12 protein-coding genes are annotated in these 19,239 nt (G+C 70.2%); 10 read left to right on the forward strand and 2 right to left on the reverse strand.

What is annotated here, in order from left to right:
* Positions 1 to 241: 241 nt before the first annotated feature.
* Positions 242 to 1,117: an alpha/beta hydrolase gene (locus ACF073_RS05690; RefSeq protein ID WP_392067701.1), complete on the reverse strand. Its 876-nt coding sequence runs from the start codon at positions 1,115 to 1,117 to the stop codon at positions 242 to 244.
* Between the two features lie 417 nt (positions 1,118 to 1,534).
* Complete coding sequence (locus ACF073_RS05695) at positions 1,535 to 5,338, reverse strand: GH92 family glycosyl hydrolase (protein WP_392067075.1); 3,804 nt, start codon at positions 5,336 to 5,338, stop codon at positions 1,535 to 1,537.
* A 339-nt stretch (positions 5,339 to 5,677) separates the two neighbouring features.
* Here ACF073_RS05695 and ngcE point away from each other — a divergent pair, with 339 nt between their 5' ends.
* The 10 genes from ngcE to ACF073_RS05745 all read left to right on the forward strand — a co-directional run bounded on the left by ngcE (position 5,678) and on the right by ACF073_RS05745 (position 19,230).
* Positions 5,678 to 7,123, forward strand: coding sequence for an N-acetylglucosamine/diacetylchitobiose ABC transporter substrate-binding protein (gene ngcE, locus ACF073_RS05700; RefSeq protein WP_392067076.1), 1,446 nt, complete (start codon positions 5,678 to 5,680; stop codon positions 7,121 to 7,123).
* A 29-nt stretch (positions 7,124 to 7,152) separates the two neighbouring features.
* Entirely contained in the window at positions 7,153 to 8,079 is a 927-nt protein-coding gene (locus tag ACF073_RS05705; RefSeq protein ID WP_392067703.1) for a carbohydrate ABC transporter permease, read from the forward strand.
* 4 nt (positions 8,080 to 8,083) lie between these two features.
* A complete protein-coding gene (locus ACF073_RS05710) occupies positions 8,084 to 9,010 on the forward strand; it encodes a carbohydrate ABC transporter permease (RefSeq protein WP_392067077.1) in 927 nt (308 codons plus the stop codon).
* 248 nt (positions 9,011 to 9,258) lie between these two features.
* On the forward strand, positions 9,259 to 10,458 hold the full coding sequence (locus ACF073_RS05715) for an ROK family transcriptional regulator (RefSeq protein ID WP_392067078.1): 1,200 nt from the start codon (positions 9,259 to 9,261) through the stop codon (positions 10,456 to 10,458).
* Between the two features lie 133 nt (positions 10,459 to 10,591).
* Entirely contained in the window at positions 10,592 to 11,695 is a 1,104-nt protein-coding gene (locus tag ACF073_RS05720) for a substrate-binding domain-containing protein (protein WP_392067704.1), read from the forward strand.
* A gap of 179 nt (positions 11,696 to 11,874) precedes the next feature.
* On the forward strand, positions 11,875 to 12,663 hold the full coding sequence (locus ACF073_RS05725) for an ATP-binding cassette domain-containing protein (protein ID WP_392067079.1): 789 nt from the start codon (positions 11,875 to 11,877) through the stop codon (positions 12,661 to 12,663).
* Positions 12,660 to 13,952: a sugar ABC transporter permease gene (locus tag ACF073_RS05730; protein ID WP_392067080.1), complete on the forward strand. Its 1,293-nt coding sequence runs from the start codon at positions 12,660 to 12,662 to the stop codon at positions 13,950 to 13,952. Before ACF073_RS05725 ends, ACF073_RS05730 begins: the two co-directional genes overlap by 4 nt.
* A 142-nt stretch (positions 13,953 to 14,094) precedes the next feature.
* On the forward strand, positions 14,095 to 16,011 hold the full coding sequence (gene dxs, locus ACF073_RS05735) for a 1-deoxy-D-xylulose-5-phosphate synthase (RefSeq protein ID WP_392067081.1): 1,917 nt from the start codon (positions 14,095 to 14,097) through the stop codon (positions 16,009 to 16,011).
* A 153-nt stretch (positions 16,012 to 16,164) separates the two neighbouring features.
* Positions 16,165 to 17,688: an amino acid permease gene (locus ACF073_RS05740; protein WP_392067082.1), complete on the forward strand. Its 1,524-nt coding sequence runs from the start codon at positions 16,165 to 16,167 to the stop codon at positions 17,686 to 17,688.
* An 87-nt stretch (positions 17,689 to 17,775) separates the two neighbouring features.
* The gene (locus tag ACF073_RS05745; protein ID WP_392067083.1) at positions 17,776 to 19,230 is read left to right on the forward strand and encodes a glycosyltransferase family 39 protein; all 1,455 of its coding nucleotides are present in this window, start codon (positions 17,776 to 17,778) and stop codon (positions 19,228 to 19,230) included.
* Positions 19,231 to 19,239 lie beyond the last annotated feature (9 nt).

Here is a 19,239-nt window from a genome sequence, read left to right on the forward strand (position 1 = left end):
GGCGCGGACCCCGGGGAGACGTCCTCCTCGACGGGTCCGCGCACTCCTCCCACGGAGCACCGGCGTGCTCGCCCTCCGGTACCGGGCCGAAGACACCGGGCCGGCCGCCGGCCGGGATCACCGGCGCTCCGGCGACCCCGGGCTCGCGCCCGTCGTGCGGGACGGCCCCGCCCAGGGCGCGCGGCTCCGCGCCCCTCTCCGGCGCCGCAGCCCCGTCCGGAAGAGCGGAGGCGGCCCGGTCTCAGGTGCCCTGACGGCGTCTGGGCGGTGCCGCCTCCCGGGCCAGCAGGCACTCCTCCAGGAAGGCCAGGGCCCGCAGATGGTAGGTGCGCGCGGCCCAGCCGAGGCTGATGTTGTGTCCGGCGTCGGGCTGCCGGTCCACGACCACACGCGGTGCGGCGAGCGGTGCCAGCAGCGAGCCCAGCGCCTCCTCGTCGGTGCGCCACCACTGCTCGTCCTCCGCGAAGGTGAACCGGACCGGTACCCGCACCCGGGCCGCAAGCTCCGGATACGTCCCGGGCCACAGCAGCGACTCTCCGGCCTCCACGGCGGGCACCGGGGCGACCAGCCGCTGCCCCAGCCGGAAGGCCACCGGCGGATACAGCCGCAGCGCCCCCCAGTGCCGGCGCCAGGCACCGGGCCGGCCGGCCCCGGGCAACTGGTCGGGCTCGACGGCGAAGGCGCTGCCCAGGCCGGAGATGTCGAGACCGATCAGCCGGGCCGGCCAGTCCTTCTCCGCGGCGGCGGAGAGCGCGAGCCGGCCCCCCGCCGAGTGCGCGAGCAGGAAGAACCCGGCGCCGACCGGCTGCCGTCCGGCGAAGTCGGCGAGGGCCGAGCGCAGGGTCGCGGTCTGCCCGGCCAGGTCCTGGCCCTCCGGCAGCGCGGCGGCCGAGTCGCCGTAGCCCGGGCGGTCGGGGGCGAGCACGGTGTAGCCGAGGCGGCTGCCCAGGTCCAGCAGCGACATCCCGGGCCGCGCCCGGCTGTCGAAGTACCCGGCACGCATACCGCTGCCGTGCAGGGCGACCACCACGGCCCGGGGCACCCGCCCGGCCGCGGGCTCGGCCACCAGGCCCGAAAGGCGGACTCCGGCCCCGCCGTCCAGCGTGACGTTCCGCACCCCTGGCCCGTGCGGTGCGGCGGACTCCGGCTCGGTGGGCGTGGGTACGTCCGGCTCGATGAGCCCGGGAGACGTTACGGCGTGCACCGGGGGTACCTCCTGTCGGTGGGCCGCGGTGAGGCGCGGTGACGACGTGTGCGGTGGAGCGGATCGGTCGCGGTACGGCGGTCGTCGGTCGTCTTCGGCCTTCCGCGGGGGCGCCGTACACACCCGCCGTACGAAAGCTGTCCTACCAAGCTGTCCACCGGAGTCCCGTCCGCGCAAACGGCCGTCAGATCCACTCGGCCGTACGGAGGATGCGGCCCGGGGGACGGCCCCGCTGGAGGAGGGCCGGGCCCGCGCGGCGCGCAAGCGCCGGCGGCCCGCACCCGGACTCCGGGTGCGGGCCGCCGACGCCGCCTTGCGGTCCGTACGCCGTCAGGCCAGCAGTTCCACCTCCGCCAGGGTCGCCGCACCGTCCAGGACCAGGCGGTACCTGGTGTACGTGCCCGGCGCCGCGATGCTGAAGGCGCGGGTCTGGCGGTCCCAGGCGAACGTCTCGCCGGAGCGGTGGTCCAGGGTCTGCCAGGCCGTGCCGTCGGCGGAGCCCTGGAGGGCCCAGCCGGTGGGTGCCTTCGTGTGGTCGGCGCCCGAGGTCAGCGTGTACTGCACGGGCTTCACCGCGCCCTCGGCCGGCAGGTCGGCCGAGGTCACCGTCGCGCTCGTCGCCGAGGTGTCGTCGAAGAGCGCGCCGTCCCCCTTCAGGACGTCCGAGCGGGGCGCCGGCACCTTGTCGTCACGGGTGACGGAGACCGGCGCCGCGTCCTTGCCCGAGCCCCACGCCGACGGCTCGGCGCCCATGAAGAAGTCCAGCACCCCGCCCTTGGCGAGCAGCGAATGGGGCAGCGACGTCGACGTCCAGGGGCGGCCGTTGAACATGACGCCCTGCACATAGACGTTCTTGGCGCTGTTCCCCGGCGCCCGCACCACCAGGTCCCGGCCGTTCTCCAGGTGCACGGTCACCTTCTTGAACAGCGGTGAACCGATGGAGTATTCGCCGCTGCCCATGACCAGCGGGTAGAAGCCGAGCGCGGAGAAGAGGTACCAGGCCGACTGCTCGCCGTTGTCCTCGTCGCCGTGGTAGCCCTGCCCGATGTCGCTGCCGGTGTAGAGCCGGGAGAGCGCCTCGCGGACGTACGCCTGCGCCTTCCAGGGCTCGCCCGCCGCGTCGTACATGTAGATGACGTGGTGCGCGACCTGGTTGGAGTGGCCGTACATGCCCATCCGGACGTCCCGCGCCTCGGTCATCTCGTGGATGACGCCGCCGTAGGAGCCGACGTAGTCCGGGGAAGCGGTCTCCGGGGTGGCGAAGTAGGTGTCGAGCTTGTCGGCCAGGCCCTGCCGGCCGCCGTACAGGTTGGCCAGGCCCCGGCTGTCCTGCGGGGCGGTGAAGGCGTAGCCCCAGCCGTTGGTCTCCGTGTAGTCATAGCCCCACACGCGCGGGTCGTACGACGCGGACGGCACGCGCCAGTCGCCCTTGGCGTCCCGGCCCTGGAAGAAGCCGGCCTTGGTGTCGAACAACTTCACATAGTCCCGGGCCCGGTTGAGGAAGTACGCCGACTCCTCCCGGTAGCGCTTCTCGCCCGTCTTCTTGTAGAGGGCCTCGCCCATCTTGGCGATGCCGTAGTCGTTGACGTAGCCCTCCATCGCCCACGACAGGCCCTCGTGGGTGTCGGTGCCGGTGTAGCCGAGGAACGGCGAGGTGGCCATGCCCTTGCGGCCCACGCCCGACATCGGCGGGACGACGGTCGCGTTCTTCACGGCCGCGTCGTACGCCGCCTTCGCGTCGAACCGCACGCCCTTGACGTAGGCGTCGGCGAACGCCACGTCCGAGGAGGTGCCGGTCATCAGGTCGGCGTAGCCGGGAGAGGACCAGCGGGAGGTCCAGCCGCCGTCCTTGTACTGCTGCACGAACCCGTCGACCATCTCGCCCGCCTGGGAGGGCGTGAGGAAGGAGTACGCCGGCCAGGTGGTCCGGTAGGTGTCCCAGAAGCCGTTGTTGACGTACACCTTGCCGTCGACGATCTTCGCCCCGGTGTGCGTCGGGGTGTCCGGGCCGGGCATCGGGGAGAACGGCGAGGCGTACCGGTCCTTCCCGCCGGCCTTCTCGAAGCCGGAGTTGGGGTACAGGTACAGCCGGTACAGGCCGGAGTAGAGCGTGGTCAGCTGGTCCGGGGTGGCTCCCTCCACCTCGACCTTGCCGAGCAGCCCGTCCCAGCTGTGCCGGGCGCGCGCCTTGACCGTGTCGAAGGAGGTGCCGTCCGGGATCTCCTGGCGCAGGTTGTCCCGCGCCTGGTCCACGCTGATCAGCGAGGTCGCGAGCCGCAGGGTCACGGTGCGGTCGGCGCCCGCGTCGAAGCGCAGATAGCCCTTCACCCCGCTCGAACCGCCGTCGGTGACCGGCTTGTCGAAGACGCCGTACACGAACAGCCGGGTGGCCCCCGTGGACAGGCCCGACTTCACGTCCGAGAAGCCGGTGACGGTCCCGTGCTCCTTGTCGAGCGTCAGACCGGCCTGCTCGGTGACGTTGTCGAAGAGCACGCTCGCGTCGTCACCGGGGTAGGTGAAGCGCAGGGCCGCCGCATGGTCGGTCGGGGCCATCTCGGCCTTGAGGCCGTTCTCGAACCGCACCCCGTAGTAGTAGGGCCGCGCGGTCTCGTTCTCGTGCCGGAAGGGCAGCTCCCGGGACCCGGGGGCGCTCGGCGGGGTGCCGGCCGCGACCGAGGGCATCACCTGGAAGGTCTGCCGGTCGCCCATCCAGGGGCTCGGCTCATGACTCGCGCTGAACGCCTGGATCGTCGGCAGGTTGTCCGCGTTGTTCGCACGTGCGTACTCGTACAGCCAGCTCAGCGAGGACGCGTTGGTGACCGGCGTCCAGAAGTTGAAGCCGTGCGGCACCGCCGTCGCCGGGAAGTCGTTGCCGCGCGAGAAGCTGCCGCTGGAGTTGGTGCCGCGGGTGGTCACCGCGTAGTCCGACAGATGCGCCTTCGGCTTCTCGGGCGCCACCTGCTTCAGGGACACGTCGTCGAGCCAGCCGCGGAACTTCGCCGGGCCGTCGGGGGAGTCGTAGGCCACCAGGATCCGGTCGACGGTCTTGCCGGCCGCGACCGAGCCGATCCGCGCGGCCACGCTGTTCCACTGGTTGGCGTACAGCGCCTTGGAAGCGCCCTGGCCGCGCGGGGAGAGCGGGAAGCCGTGCTCGTCCAGCGCGCCGAGGCCGCTCAGCGAGGTGCCGTCGGTGAAGGCCAGGTCGACGGAGACGTAGGTGGCGTCGTAGTCGCGGTCGCCGTCGGCCATCGAGGGAAAGACGCGGTACGACAGCCGGGTGTCCCGGCCGACCCGCACATCGACGTCGAAGACCTTGTTGAACGAGTACGCCCGGCCGGCCGCGGTGTGCCGGCCGGCGTAGCGCAGCGCACGCTTTCCGGTGAACCCGGCGCGCGCCTTGGCGGTCGGCGAGCCGCTCGGGCCCTTGTCGACCAGGGTCAGCATGTCCTGCGGCACCGGGCCGCCCCCGCCGCCGGTGGAGAACTGCACATCGGCGAGCTGCAGGATGTCCGGGGCGCCGTTGTTCCTCGTCACCTCCAGCCGGAAGTGCTGGTACTCGGCCGGTTCGGTGAGGTCGAACGACTTCGTCTGGAAACGCTCGGCGAACCTCTCGCCGGAGCGGGCGTCGAGCGTCTTCCAGTCCTGGCCGTCGGCGGAGCCCTTGAGGACCCAGTCCGCGGGGTCGCGCTCGCCGAAGTCGTTGGCCGAGGTGAGCGCGTACGTCGCTATTCTGATCGGCTTGTCCAGGTCGAACTCCACCCAGCCGGCGGGCTGGAAGGTCAGCCACTTGGTGCCGGGCTCGCCGTCGACGAGGTTCTCCTTGACCTCGCCGGCGCCCGCGTTCTCGGCGCTCGCCCGGACCTCGGTGACATGGTCGGTGACATTGCCCGGGATTCCGGTGCTGTAGCCGCCGTCGACGCCGGAGGCGCGCTTGCCGCCGTCCGGCCCGGTGTCGACGGTGTTCAGCCAGTCCGGCGCCGGCTCGCCCGCCTCGAACGAGGATGCGAACTCCCGGTCGGCCGCCGGAGCCTTGGCGGGCAGCGCGACCGCCGCGCCCTGCCCGCCGACCGCCATGACGAAGGCGGCCGTGAGGACGACCGCCGGACCCCATCTGTGCCGAGTTCTCCGGTGCATCTACGGATTCCCCTCCTGCGACCGGATGGACAACGTTGTCGGAATCGGTGCGCAGGAACAGTAGGTCGTCAAGTGGCGACTGATGTCAAGGGTGTTGAGTGCGCCATTCAGGGGCTTGTGTCGCGGAATTTTCCGGCGAAGCGCGTACAGGCCGCTCATATTTCCGAGAGGTCTCAACTCGGAAAAGACCCACCGGGAACCTTGCATTCGATCTTGCTCCGTCGGCGTGAAGTGGACTATACCTGTCGGCGTTTCCCGCATGACCCTGCACTACCCGACAGCGGTGCCGGGGAGGATCCGGTTCACCGCCTGAGTCCTGGAGAAGGCGAGGACTTGAGCATGGGATCCACAGCGCACCACGGTGGGGACGGCGTCGGCCGCCGCGATCTGATCAAGCGTTCGGCCGCGCTCGGCCTGGTGGCCGCCCCCGGCATGGGCCTGCTGTCCGCCTGCGCGAGCAGCGGCGGCGACGGGCAGGACAAGGCCAAGGCCGGCAAGAAGACCGGGAAGAACCCGCTCGGCGTCAACGAGAGCGCCGGCATGGAGTTCGTCCTCTTCGACGGCGGCTTCGGCAAGGAGTACGCCGAGGACGCGGTGAAGATCTACCAGAAGGACTTCCCCAAGGCGAAGGTGAAGTTCGCGGCCACCCAGAAGATCCAGTCCACCCTCCAGCCCCGCTTCAACCAGGGCAACCCGCCGGACCTCATCGACAACTCCGGCGCCGAGCAGATGGACATGGGTGTCCTCGTCGGCAAGAACCAGCTGGCCGACCTCACCCCGCTGCTGGACGCCCCGTCCTACGACGACCCGGCCAAGAAGGTCCGCGACACGCTGCGCCCCGGCATCGTGGAGATGGGCCAGTTCGACGGCAAGCCGGTCTGGATCCTGTACTACGCCTACACGGTCTACGGCGTCTGGTACTCGCAGAAGGCCCTGGACTCGCTGGACGCTACGTACCCCGAGACCTGGGACGAGATGCTCGCGGTCTGCGCGAAGGCCAAGAAGAAGGGCATCGCGGGCTGGACGTACGCGGGCAAGTACCCGTACTACATTCCCTTCTCGCTGTACCCGATGATCGGCAAGGTCGGCGGCCGCGAGGTGCTCGACGCCATCGACAACCTGGAGCCGAACGCCTGGAAGCACCCGGCGGTCAAGGCCTGTTTCGAGGCCTACTACGAGCTGTACAAGAAGGGCTACGTCCTGCGGGGCACCCCGGGCCTCGACCACATCCAGTCGCAGACGGCCTGGGCCAAGGGCAAGGCGCTGTTCATCCCGAACGGCTCCTGGGTGGAGAACGAGTCGGCCAACGTCATCCCCGCCGACTTCAACCTCGCGGTCTCCGCGCCCACCGGGCTCGACAGCTCCGACAAGCTGCCCTTCGGAACCATCTGGGCCTCCGGCGGTGAGCCCTTCATCGTCCCGGCCAAGGCGGCCAACGCCGAGGGCGGCATGGAGCAGCTGCGCGTCATGCTCTCCGAGGCGTCCTCGAAGAACTTCACCGCCAAGGTGAAGTCGCTGACCGCGTACAACGGCGGCACCTCCGGCATCAGCCTCACCCCGGGTCTGAAGTCGGGCGTGGCGGCGCTGACCAAGGCCGGGTCGAACGTGGTGAACCCGCGGCTGCAGGACTGGTACGTGCAGTTGCAGAAGGAGAAGATCGGGGTGGCCGGCCTCGGCGAGATGATGGCCGGCCGGCTCACCCCGGCCGAGGCCATCAAGAAGATCCAGGGCTTCGCCGACGAGGCGGCCAAGGACACCTCGATCAAGCACTACAAGCACCAGTAACCAGCACCCCCGACAGCACCGGAGTGACGATGCAGCACGGCAAGTACCGGTTCATCGTGGGGTTTCTGGCAGTGCCCCTTGGACTGTACGCGCTCTTCGTGGTCTGGCCGTTCATCCAGTCCATCTATTACTCGTTCACGGACTGGACCGGCCTCAGCCCCGAATTCAAGATGGTCGGCTTCGACAACTACAAGAGGATGTTCCACGACGACATCTTCTGGAAGTCGCTTCAGCACAGTCTGCTGTTCGCTCTGGTGCTGCCGGTGGTGACGATCAGCCTGGCGCTGTTCTTCTCGTTCATGATCAATGTGGGCGGTCGCCGGCGGAGGGGCGGCCCCGTGATCTCGGGTGTCCGGGGCTCCTCCTTCTACAAGATCGTCTATTTCTTCCCGCAGGTCCTGTCCATCGCGATCGTCGCGCTGCTGTTCGCCTTCGCGTACAACCCGGACAGCGGCGCGATCAACTCGGTGCTGCGCGGTGTCGGCCTCGACAGCGTCCAGCCGCTGTGGCTCGGTGATCCGAGTCTCGCGCTGTGGTGTGTGATGGCGGTCCTGGTGTGGTCCTCGGTCGGCTTCTTCGTGGTGCTGTTCTCCGCGGGCATGGCCTCGATCCCGGCCGAGATGTACGAGGCGGCCCTGCTGGACGGCGCCGGCCGCGCCACCACCTTCTTCCGCATCACCCTGCCGCTGCTGTGGGACACCGTGCAGTCCGGCTGGGTCTACATGGGCATCCTCGCGCTCGGCGCCGAGTCGTTCGCGGTCGTACAGATCATGACGACCGGACCGGGCGGCCCCGACTACTCGACCACCGTGATGGTCCTGTACGTGTACCAGAAGGCGTTCCGGGACGGTCAGGCCGCCTACGCCACCACCATCGGCGTCGCCCTGCTCGTCGTCACGCTCGCCTTCTCGGCGGTCGTGATGCGGCTGGGCCGTCGCGAGCGGCTGGAGTTCTGAAGCGATGAAGACGACCGAGACCCCCGCCCCGCTGCCGGCCGAGTCCGGCGCGAGCATCTCCAAGGCGGATGTGCCGCCCCCGGGGCGGCCCTCAGGGAAGAAGAGGGAGGGCGCCGTCCTCAACGTCTTCTCCCACGGCCTGCTGATCGTCTGGGCGATCATGGTGGTCATGCCGCTGCTGTGGGCGGTGATGACGTCCTTCAAGGACGACAGCGCCATCTTCGGCTCGCCCTGGTCGCTGCCGCACAGCCTGCATTTCGACAACTGGTCGCGGGCCTGGACCCAGGCCAACATGAGCGACTACTTCCTGAACACCGTCCTGGTGGTCGGCGGCTCGCTCATCGGCACCCTGGTGCTCGGCTCGATGGCCGCGTACGTGCTGGCCCGCTTCGACTTCCCGGGCAACCGCTTCATCTACTACCTGTTCGTCGGCGGCATGAGCTTCCCGATCATGCTGGCGCTGGTCCCGCTGTTCTACGTCGTGAACAACATGGGGCTGCTGAACACGATCCACGGCCTGATCCTCGTCTACATCGCCTATTCGCTGCCGTTCACCGTCTTCTTCCTCACGGCGTTCTTCCGCACCCTGCCCACCTCGGTGGCGGAGGCGGCCTTCGTGGACGGCGCTTCGCACACGCGTACGTTCTTCCAGATCATGCTGCCCATGGCCAAGCCGGGCCTGATCAGCGTGGGCATCTTCAACTTCCTGGGCCAGTGGAACCAGTACATGCTGCCCACGGTGCTGAACACCGATCCCGACAAGCGCGTCCTGACCCAGGGCCTGGTCCAGCTGGCGGTCAGCCAGGGGTACAAGGGCGACTGGTCCGGGCTGTTCGCGGGCCTGGTCATGGCGATGCTGCCGGTGCTCGCGGCGTACATCCTCTTCCAGCGGCAGGTCGTGCAGGGGCTGACCGCGGGGGCGCTGAAGTAGGGCCGGCACCCGGCGGGGCCCGCCCCGCGCGCGGCCGGACGCGCACCCTCGGACGCACACCCTCCCTGGGCAACGGGAGGGTGTGCGTCCGTGTGCCGGCGTGTGCCCGGGGTGTGTCTCGGTGTGTCGAGGCTCCCGGAAACGGTTCAACCTCTTGACGTGAGTCACCCCGAACGGCTCAGCTTAGAGTTCACTAGTTGGACATACACGGGGCCTCGCCGAAGCGGCCCCGCGCTCAGGAGGTCGTCGTGGAGACTCCAGGGTCGCAGTCATCACTGCACCGGGCCAACCTGGAGCGGGTCGTCCGGGCCGTGCGCCTGGCCGGGTCCCTCACGCAAGCGGAGATCGCGCGGACGACCGGTCTGTCCGCCGCGACCGTCTCCAACATCGTGCGGGAGCTGAAGGACGGCGGAACCGTCGAGGTCACGCCCACATCGGCGGGCGGGCGGCGGGCCCGCAGCGTCAGCCTGAGCGGGGACGCCGGCATCGTGATCGGCATCGACTTCGGGCACACCCATCTGCGGGTCGCGATCGGGAACCTCGCCCATCAGGTGCTGGCCGAGGAGGCGGAGCCGCTGGACGTCGACGCCTCCGCCGACCAGGGCTTCGACCGGGCCGAACAGCTGGTCGACCGGCTGATCGCGGCGACCGGTGTGGACCGGACCAAGGTGGCGGGCGTGGGCCTCGGCGTACCGGGCCCGATCGACTTCGAGTCCGGGACCCTGGGGTCGACCGCGATCCTGCCCGGCTGGGGCGGCACCAAGCCGGCCGAGGAGCTGCGCGGCCGGCTCGGGGTGCCCGTGCACGTGGACAACGACGCCAACCTCGGCGCCCTCGGCGAGCTGGTCTGGGGCGGCGGCAAGGGCGTGCGCGACCTGGCGTACATCAAGGTGGCGAGCGGTGTCGGCGCAGGTCTGGTGATCGACGGCAAGATCTACCGCGGCCCCGGCGGCACGGCAGGAGAGATCGGGCACATCACCCTCGACGAATCCGGTCCGGTCTGCCGCTGCGGCAACCGCGGCTGCCTGGAGACGTTCGCCGCGGCGCGCTATGTGCTCCCGCTGCTCCAGCCCAGCCACGGCCCCGAGCTGACCATGGAGGACGTCGTACGGCTGGCCAGGGACGGGGACCCCGGCTGCCGCCGGGTGATCGCCGACGTCGGCCGCCACATCGGCAGCGGAGTGGCCAATCTCTGCAATCTGCTGAACCCGAGCCGGGTGGTCCTCGGCGGTGATCTCGCCGAGGCCGGCGAGCTGGTGCTGGGGCCGATCAGGGAGTCCGTCGGGCGCTACGCCATCCCCAGTGCGGCACGCCAACTGTCCGTCCTTCCGGGGGCACTTGGCGGACGTGCGGAGGTGCTCGGGGCGCTCGCCCTCGCCCTCAGCGAGATGGGCGATTCGACCCTTTTGGAAGGTGCGTCGCCCGTGGCGGCACCTGCCTTCACTTAGAGAACGGATGGCACCGTTGCCATCTCGTTAAGGATTTACTTCTTGACGTCGCACGTGTGGCCGAGTTGACTTCCAGCCACCTCGGCCGCAACGACGCGGCCTCGTCAGGGAGGTTTCCCAAGTGAACGCACGTATGCGTCGTGCCGCCGTTGCCGTTGCCGCCGGAGCGATGGCCGTCTCGCTCGCCGCCTGTGGCAGCGCCAAGGAGTCCAAGGGTTCGAGCGACCCCTCCGGCTCCGGCGCGAAGAAGGGCGACGACATCACGGTCGGCCTGCTCCTTCCGGAGAACCAGACCGCTCGTTACGAGAAGTTCGACAAGCCCATCATCGAGAAGCAGGTCAAGGACCTGACGAACGGCAAGGGCAAGGTCGTCTACGCGAACGCCAAGCAGGACGCCACCACGCAGAACCAGCAGGTCGACACGATGGTGACCAACAAGGTCGACGTGCTGATCGTGGACGCGGTGGACTCCAAGGCCATCGCCAGCTCCGTCAAGAAGGCCAAGGACGCCGGCATCCCGGTCGTCGCCTACGACCGCCTGGCCGAGGGCCCGATCGACGCCTACACCTCCTTCGACAACGAGGCGGTCGGCCACACCCAGGGCCAGGCCCTCCTGAAGGCGCTGGGCGCCAAGGCCAAGCCCTCCGCCAAGATCGTCATGATGAACGGCGCGATCACCGACCCGAACGCCGCCTTCTTCAAGAAGGGCGCGCTGGCGGAGCTCAAGGGCAAGGTCGACATCGCCAAGTCGTACGACACCAAGGAGTGGAAGCCGGAGAACGCCAACGCCAACATGGAGGGCGCCATCTCCGCCCTCGGCAAGAAGAACATCGTGGGCGTCTACTCCGCCAACGACGGCATGGCCGGCGGTATCATCACCGCGCTCAAGGCCGCGGGCATCAACGTCCCGGTGACCGGCCAGGACGCCGAGCTCGCCGGTGTGCAGCGCATCGTCACGGGCGACCAGTACATGAGCGTGTACAAGTCCTACCCGCAGGAGGCCGCCGTGGCCGCCAAGATGGCCGTCGCGCTCGGCAAGGGCGAGAAGCTCGACTCCATCGCCACGAGCAAGGTCGACAGCCCGACCGCGAAGCAGGTCCCGTCGGTCATCGTCCCGGTCGTCTCGCTGACCAAGGACAACATCAAGGAGACCGTCATCAAGGACGGCTTCTACACGATCAACGACATCTGCACCGACAAGTACAAGTCGGCCTGCGACAAGATCGGCCTCAAGTAGGCAGCCGCACGTCCCTTACCGTACGCGGGAGTTCGCCAGAGAATTCCTGAGGGACGTGCGCGGTACAAGCTCCTCCGGCGCCCCGCATCCACCAGCCCCGCAAAGCTAGGGCGGGGCGCCGGACGGACCCTCTTTCCCCACTTCTGCACAACCTCCCGCCGGGTCAGGCGGCGAAGGAGATGGTTCACGTGTCCGCTACGCCCGTGCTGGCGTTGCGCGGGGTCTCCAAGCGGTTCGGTGCCGTCCAGGCGCTCACCGACGTAGAGCTTGAGGTCCACGCCGGTGAAGTGGTCGCCCTGGTGGGCGACAACGGCGCCGGAAAGTCCACGCTGGTCAAGACGATCGCCGGCGTGCATCCCATCGATGAGGGTGTCATCGAGTGGGACGGCAAGGCCGTACAGATCAGCAAGCCGCACGACGCCCAGAACCTGGGCATCGCGACCGTCTACCAGGACCTCGCGCTGTGCGACAACATCGACGTCGTCGGCAACCTCTACCTGGGCCGGGAGCTGCGCAAGCGCGGCATCCTGGACGAGGTGGAGATGGAGCGCCGCTCCCGTGAGCTGCTCACCACGCTGTCGATCCGCATCCCCAGCGTGCGCATCCCGATCGCCTCGCTCTCCGGCGGTCAGCGCCAGACCGTGGCCATCGCCCGCTCCATGCTCGGCGAGCCCAAGCTGGTCATCCTCGACGAGCCCACCGCGGCCCTCGGTGTCGAGCAGACCGCGCAGGTCCTCGACCTCGTGGAGCGGCTGCGCGAGCGTGGCCACGCCGTGATCCTCATCAGCCACAACATGGCCGATGTGAAGGCCGTGGCGGACAAGGTCGCCGTGCTGCGCCTGGGGCGCAACAACGGCGTGTTCGAGGTCAAGTCCACCTCGCAGGAAGAGATCATCTCCGCCATCACCGGTGCCACGGACAACGCCGTGACCCGTCGTGCGGCGCGCAACGGGGAGGCTCAGAAGTGAGCATCGACAAGACCTCCGCCCCTGCCGAACCGCAGACCGCGGAGAACCCGGAGGCCGCCGCCGGCGCGGACGTGGCCGTCGACCCCCGGCTGCTCGTGCGCGAGCAGGGCTTCGCCGGCTACATCGGCGAGTTCAAGCGCAAGATCCGCGCCGGTGACCTCGGCTCCATCCCGGTCGTCGTCGGCCTGATCGTCATCTGGGCGATCTTCGCGAGCCTGAACTCCAACTTCCTCACCGCGGGCAACCTGTCCGACATCTCCGTGGCCATGGTCGGCACGGGCATGATCGCCGTCGGTATCGTCTTCGTCCTGCTGCTCGGCGAGATCGACCTGTCGGTCGGCTCGGTCAGCGGTGTGGCGGGCGCCACCTTCGCCGTCCTCAACATCACGCACGGCATGGCCGAGTGGCTGGCGCTGATCCTCGCCATCCTCACCGGCGCCGCGGCGGGCGCGATCCACGGCTTCTTCTTCGCCCGGGTCGGTGTCCCGGCCTTCGCCGTCACCCTGGCGGGTCTGCTGTTCTGGAACGGCTTCATGCTCCAGATCCTCGGCAGCAACGGCACGATCAACCTGGACGACAGCGGTCTGGTCGCCAAGCTGAGCGGCTACTACTTCAGTGATGTGGCGGCCGCCTACGGCCTCGCCGTCGTCGCCGTCGTGGTCTTCTTCCTCACCGCGTTCTTCGACAACCGCCGCCGTGAGGCCGCGGGCGTCCCGTCCCGTCCGCTGAGCGAGATCATCGTCCGCACGGTGCTCCTCGCCGTGGTGGCCTTCGCCGCCGCCGCCGTCTTCAACCAGTACAAGGGCCTGCCGCTGGCCGTGGTGCTGTTCCTGGCCGTCCTGGTGATCACGGACTTCGTGCTGCGCCGCACGTCGTACGGCCGCAAGATCTTCGCGCTCGGCGGCAGCATCGAGGCGTCCCGCCGGGCCGGCATCAACGTCGCGGCGGTCCGGATCTCGGTCTACGCGATCTCCGGCACCTTCGCCGCCATCGGCGGTCTGTTCATCGCCTCCAAGATCACCTCGGCCAACCAGGGCGCCGGCGGCGGTGACCTGCTGATGAACGCGATCGCGGCGGCCGTGATCGGCGGCACGTCCCTCTTCGGCGGCCGCGGCCGGACCTGGAACGCGCTCCTGGGCGTGCTGGTGATCGTCTCGATCCAGTACGGCCTCGCCCTGCAGGGCATCGCCTCCCCGGTCCAGTACATGATCACCGGCGGCGTCCTGCTGGCCACCGTCGTCATCGACGCGGTGACCCGCAAGACCCAGAAGTCGGCCGGGCGGGCGTAGCACCCGGCAAACCCCCAGTGCCCGGCGCCTTCGAGGCGCCGGGCACTTCCGTGTCCCCCACCCGGACACCGGAAGCGGAGCCGGAACATTAGACTCGACAGGCCCGGCAACGCTCGATCAGCTCTACTGCAAGGAGGCACGGGTGCCGCTGCTGACCCGCATCAGGGGACCGCGCGATCTGGACCGGCTCAGCCTGGAGGAGCTGGACCTGCTGGCCGAGGAGATCCGGACCTTCCTCGTCGACGCGGTCTCCAAGACAGGCGGCCACCTCGGCCCGAACCTCGGTGTGGTGGAGCTGACCATCGCCCTGCACCGCGTCTTCGAGTCGCCCAAGGACAAGGTGCTCTGGGACACCGGCCACCAGTCCTACGTGCACAAGCTGCTGACCGGCCGGCGGGACTTCTCCCGGCTGAAGATGAAGGGCGGCCTGTCGGGCTACCCGGCGCAGGCCGAGTCCGAGCACGACGTCATCGAGAACAGCCACGCGTCCACCGTGCTCGGCTGGGCCGACGGCATCGCCAAGGCGAACGAGCTGAAGAAGCGGGACAGCCACGTCGTCGCCGTCATCGGTGACGGCGCGCTGACCGGCGGCATGGCCTGGGAGGCGCTGAACAACATCGCCGAGGCCAAGGACCGTCCGCTCGTCATCGTCGTGAACGACAACGAGCGCTCCTACGCCCCGACCATCGGCGGCCTCGCCAACCATCTGGCGACCCTGCGCACGACCGACGGCTACGAGCGCTTCCTCGCCAGGACGAAGGACATCCTCGACCGTACCCCGGTGGTCGGCAAGCCGCTGTACGAGACGCTGCACGGTGCCAAGAAGGGCCTGAAGGACTTCATCGCCCCGCAGGGCATGTTCGAGGACCTGGGCCTGAAGTACGTCGGCCCGATCGACGGCCACGACATCGAGGCCCTGGAGTCGGCGCTGGCCCGGGCCAAGCGGTTCGGCGGGCCGGTCATCGTGCACTGCCTGACCGAGAAGGGCCGCGGCTACCAGCCCGCCCTCCAGGACGAGGCCGACCGGTTCCACGCCGTCGGCAAGATCCACCCGGACACCGGGCTGCCGATCGCCTCCTCCGGCGCCGACTGGACCTCCGTCTTCGGCGAGGAGATGGTGCGGCTCGGCGAGGAGCGCGAGGACATCGTCGCGATCACCGCGGCCATGCTCCAGCCGGTCGGCCTGGACAAGTTCGCCAAGCGCTTCCCCGAACGGGTGTACGACGTCGGGATCGCCGAGCAGCACGCCGCCGTCTCGGCCGCCGGCCTCGCGCACGGCGGGGTGCACCCGGTCTTCGCCGTCTACGCGACCTTCCTCAACCGCGCCTTCGACCAGGTCCTCATGGACGTCGCCCTGCACAAGTGCGGGGTGACCTTCGTGCTGGACCGGGCGGGCGTCACCGGCACCGACGGCGCCTCGCACAACGGCATGTGGGACATGTCGATCCTCCAGGTCGTGCCGGGGCTGCGGCTGGCCGCGCCGCGCGACGCCGACCAGGTGCGGGCCCAGCTGCGCGAGGCCGTCGCCGTCGAGGACGCGCCGACCGTGGTGCGCTTCTCCAAGGGCGCCGTCGGCCCCGCCGTACCCGCCGTGGGCCGGGTCGGCGGCATGGACGTGCTGCGCGAGCCCGGCACCGACCGCCCGGACGTGCTGCTGGTCTCCGTGGGCGCGCTCGCCCCGATGTGCCTGGAGATCGCCGGCCTGCTCGACAAGCAGGGCATCTCCACCACCGTCGTCGACCCGCGCTGGGTCAAGCCCGTCGACGAGGCCATGGCCCCGCTCGCCGAGCGGCACCGGGTCGTCGTCACCGTCGAGGACAACAGCCGCGTCGGCGGCGTCGGCTCCGCCGTCGCCCAGGCCCTCAGGGACGCGGGCGTGGACGTGCCGCTGCGCGACTTCGGCATCCCGCCGCGCTTCCTCGACCACGCCTCCCGCGCCGAGGTGCTCACCGAGATCGGGCTGACGGCCCCGGACATCGCCCGCCAGGTCACCGGGCTCGTCGCCCGGCTCGACGGGACGGCGACCGCGGTGGACTCCGTGGAGCCCGCGCGCGACTAGTAAGCGCCTCGACGGGCCGGTTCCGCCCCACCTCCCGGTGGCGGAACCGGCCCGTTTGCGTGAACCTGCCTGTGCCGGGGGTAATCCGCATCGCCGGCCCTCTCGATCATGTGGAGCCGTACCCGGGGACACACCAGCGTGGGAGGTAGGCACGTGAGCAGCACGCTCTTCCGCACGAAGAAGGTCGAGCAGTCCATCCAGGACACCGAGGAGCCGGAGCACGCGCTCAGGCGCTCCCTGTCCGCGCTGGATCTGACCGTCTTCGGCGTGGGTGTCATCATCGGCACCGGCATCTTCGTGCTCACCGGCGCCGTGGCCAGGGACACCGCCGGCCCGGCGGTGTCGCTGTCCTTCGTCGTCGCCGGCGTCGTGTGCGCCCTGGCCGCGCTGTGCTACGCGGAATTCGCCTCCACCGTCCCGGTGGCCGGCTCCGCGTACACCTTCTCGTACGCCTCGATCGGCGAGCTGGCCGCCTGGACCATCGGCTGGGACCTGGTCCTGGAGTTCGCGCTGGGTACGGCGGTGGTCGCCGTCGGCTGGTCGGGCTACTTCCGGTCGTTCCTCGCCAACAACATCGGCTGGCACATCCCGGCGCAGCTCGGCGGACGCGACGGCGCCGGCGGCTTCGGGTTCGACATCTGCGCCGCCGTCCTGGTCCTCGTGCTCACCAGCATCCTCGTCCTCGGCATGAAGCTGTCCGCGCGGGTCACCCAGGTGGTCGTGGCGATCAAGCTGATCGTCGTGCTCATCGTGATCATCGCCGGCGCCTTCATCGTCAACTCCGCGAACTACGACCCCTTCGTCCCGCCGTCCGAGCCCACGCCGAGCGGCAGCAGCCTCAAGGCGCCCCTGATCCAGCTGATGTTCGGCTGGGCGCCGTCCAACTTCGGCGTGCTGGGCGTCTTCACCGGCGCCTCGATCGTGTTCTTCGCCTTCATCGGCTTCGACGTGGTCGCCACGGCCGCCGAGGAGACCCGCAACCCGCAGCGCGACATGCCCCGCGGCATCATCGGTTCGCTCTTCATCTGCACGGTGCTGTACGTGGCGGTGTCCATCGTCGTCACCGGCATGCAGAAGTACCGGAAACTGTCGGTCGAGGCCCCGCTCGCCGAGGCGTTCAAGAGCACCGGACATCCCTGGTACGCGGGCCTGATCAGCTTCGGCGCCACGATCGGCCTGATCACGGTCTGCATGATCCTTCTCCTCGGCCAGACCCGCGTCTTCTTCGCGATGAGCCGTGACGGGCTGCTGCCGCGGTTCTTCTCCCGGACCCACCCGCGCTTCCGGACGCCGTACCGGCCGACCATCCTGCTCGGTGTGATCATCGCGATCGTATCGGGTTTCACCAGCCTCCGGACGCTCGGCGAACTGGTCAACATCGGCACGCTGTTCGCCTTCATCGTCGTCGCGATCAGTGTGATCATCCTGCGCAGGACCCGCCCGGACCTGCACCGCGCCTTCCGCACCCCCTGGGTCCCGGTCATCCCGATCGTGTCGGTCTGCGCCTCGCTGTGGCTGATGCTCAACCTGCCCGCCGAGACCTGGATCCGGTTCGCCATCTGGATGGCCATCGGCTTCGTCGTGTACTTCCTCTACGGCCGCTCGCACAGCCGCCTCGCCCCGCGTGAGGAGACCACGCCCGACACGGCCCGGCCGCCGGGGGGCACCGCCGGGTAGCCGCCGCCGGGCGGTCCCGCACACTCCCGCTCCGGCCCCGTATGTCCCGCTTCGGCTGGGGCCGCGGGGCCGGATAGCGTGCTGCCCATGCTCCTCGCCGCCCCGCTCGCCCCCGCACGGACCGCGGTCACCCGGACGGCGTACTGGGCGCGGCTGCTGCCCCCGCTGGCGGCCCTGGCCTGCGCCACCCGGATCCCCTCCTTCGTCCGGCCGCTGTGGAACCCGGACGAGGGCTTCCTCGCCGTACAAGCGCGGCTGCTCGCCCAGGGCGGCCGGCTCTACGACACGGTGGTGGACCGCAAGCCACCGCTGCTGCCCTGGCTGTACCAGGCCGCGTTCGCGCTCTGCGGCTCCGATTCGCTGACCCCGCTGCGGGTGCTCGCCGTCCTCGCCCAGCTGCTCACCGCCGCCCTGCTGGCCTCCCTGGCCCGCCGCCGCTGGGGCGACCGGGCCGGCCGCACCGCCGGGGTGCTGTATCTGCTGGTCTCGGTCGGACTCAACCCCGAGGACGCGCAGGCCGCCACCTTCGAGGTGTTCATGCTGCCCGCCACGGCCGCCGCCCTGTGGTGCGCGGACCGCGGGCGCTGGGGCGCGGCCGGGGCCGCCGTCGCCGCCGCGTTCCTGACCAAGCAGACCGGCGGCGCGGTGCTGCTGCCGGTGGCCTGGCTGCTGCACCAGCGGGGCGGGCCGCGCGCGGGCCCGGCGCGGCTCGCGGCCGGATTCGCCGTGCCCGTGCTCGGCGCCGCCCTCGCGACGGACCCGGGCGGCTTCCTGTTCTGGACGGTGACCGGCTCCGCCTCCTACGCCTCCGTCACCGGCTCCGAACTCCATGTCCTGGCCCGTGCGCTGACCAACACCGCGATCCTCGCGGCGGCTTCGGCCGGCCTGCTCCCGCCGGTCGTACGGGCCCTGCGCACCGCCCGCACCGCCAGCACGGGCGCGGCCGACCTGTGGCTGTGGCTGGCCGCCTCGGCCGGCGCGGTCAGCCTCGGCTGCCACTTCTTCGGCCACTACTACCTGCAACTCACCCCGCCGCTCGCCCTGCTGGCCACCGCCGCGCTGCACGTCCTGCCCCGGCACCGGCACCGGACCGCCGTCCTCACCTCGGCCTGCTGCTGCGCCCTCTTCGTCAGCTGGGGCCTGCTCGCCCCGCGCCCCGGCCTGGCGCACGCCGAGCGTCTCGCGGCGGCCCTCGCGCACCGCACGGCACCGGGCGACCGGGTCCTCGTCTGGGGCATACACCCGGAGACGTACTGGCTGGCCCGCCGCACCCCCGCCACCCGCTACCTCACCGCCGGCCTGCTCACCAACTACAGCGGCGGCCGGGACGGCCCGCAGGTCGGCGAGAAGTACGCCGTCGCCGGCGCCTGGCCGGTGTTCCGGCGGGAGATGGCCGTCCACGCCCCCGTCCTGGTCGTCGACGACTCCCGGGGCGAGCCGTACGCCCCCGACCGCCTCCCCACGCTGAGCCGCCTGCTCGCGGCGGACTACACGGAGGCGGGCCGGGTGGACGGGGCGGTGCTGTACGCGAGGACGCCGTGACCCCGGGGC

Origin of the sequence: Streptomyces sp. NPDC015171 (genome assembly GCF_043079545.1) — a bacterium.
In the GTDB taxonomy this organism is placed as follows: domain Bacteria; phylum Actinomycetota; class Actinomycetes; order Streptomycetales; family Streptomycetaceae; genus Streptomyces.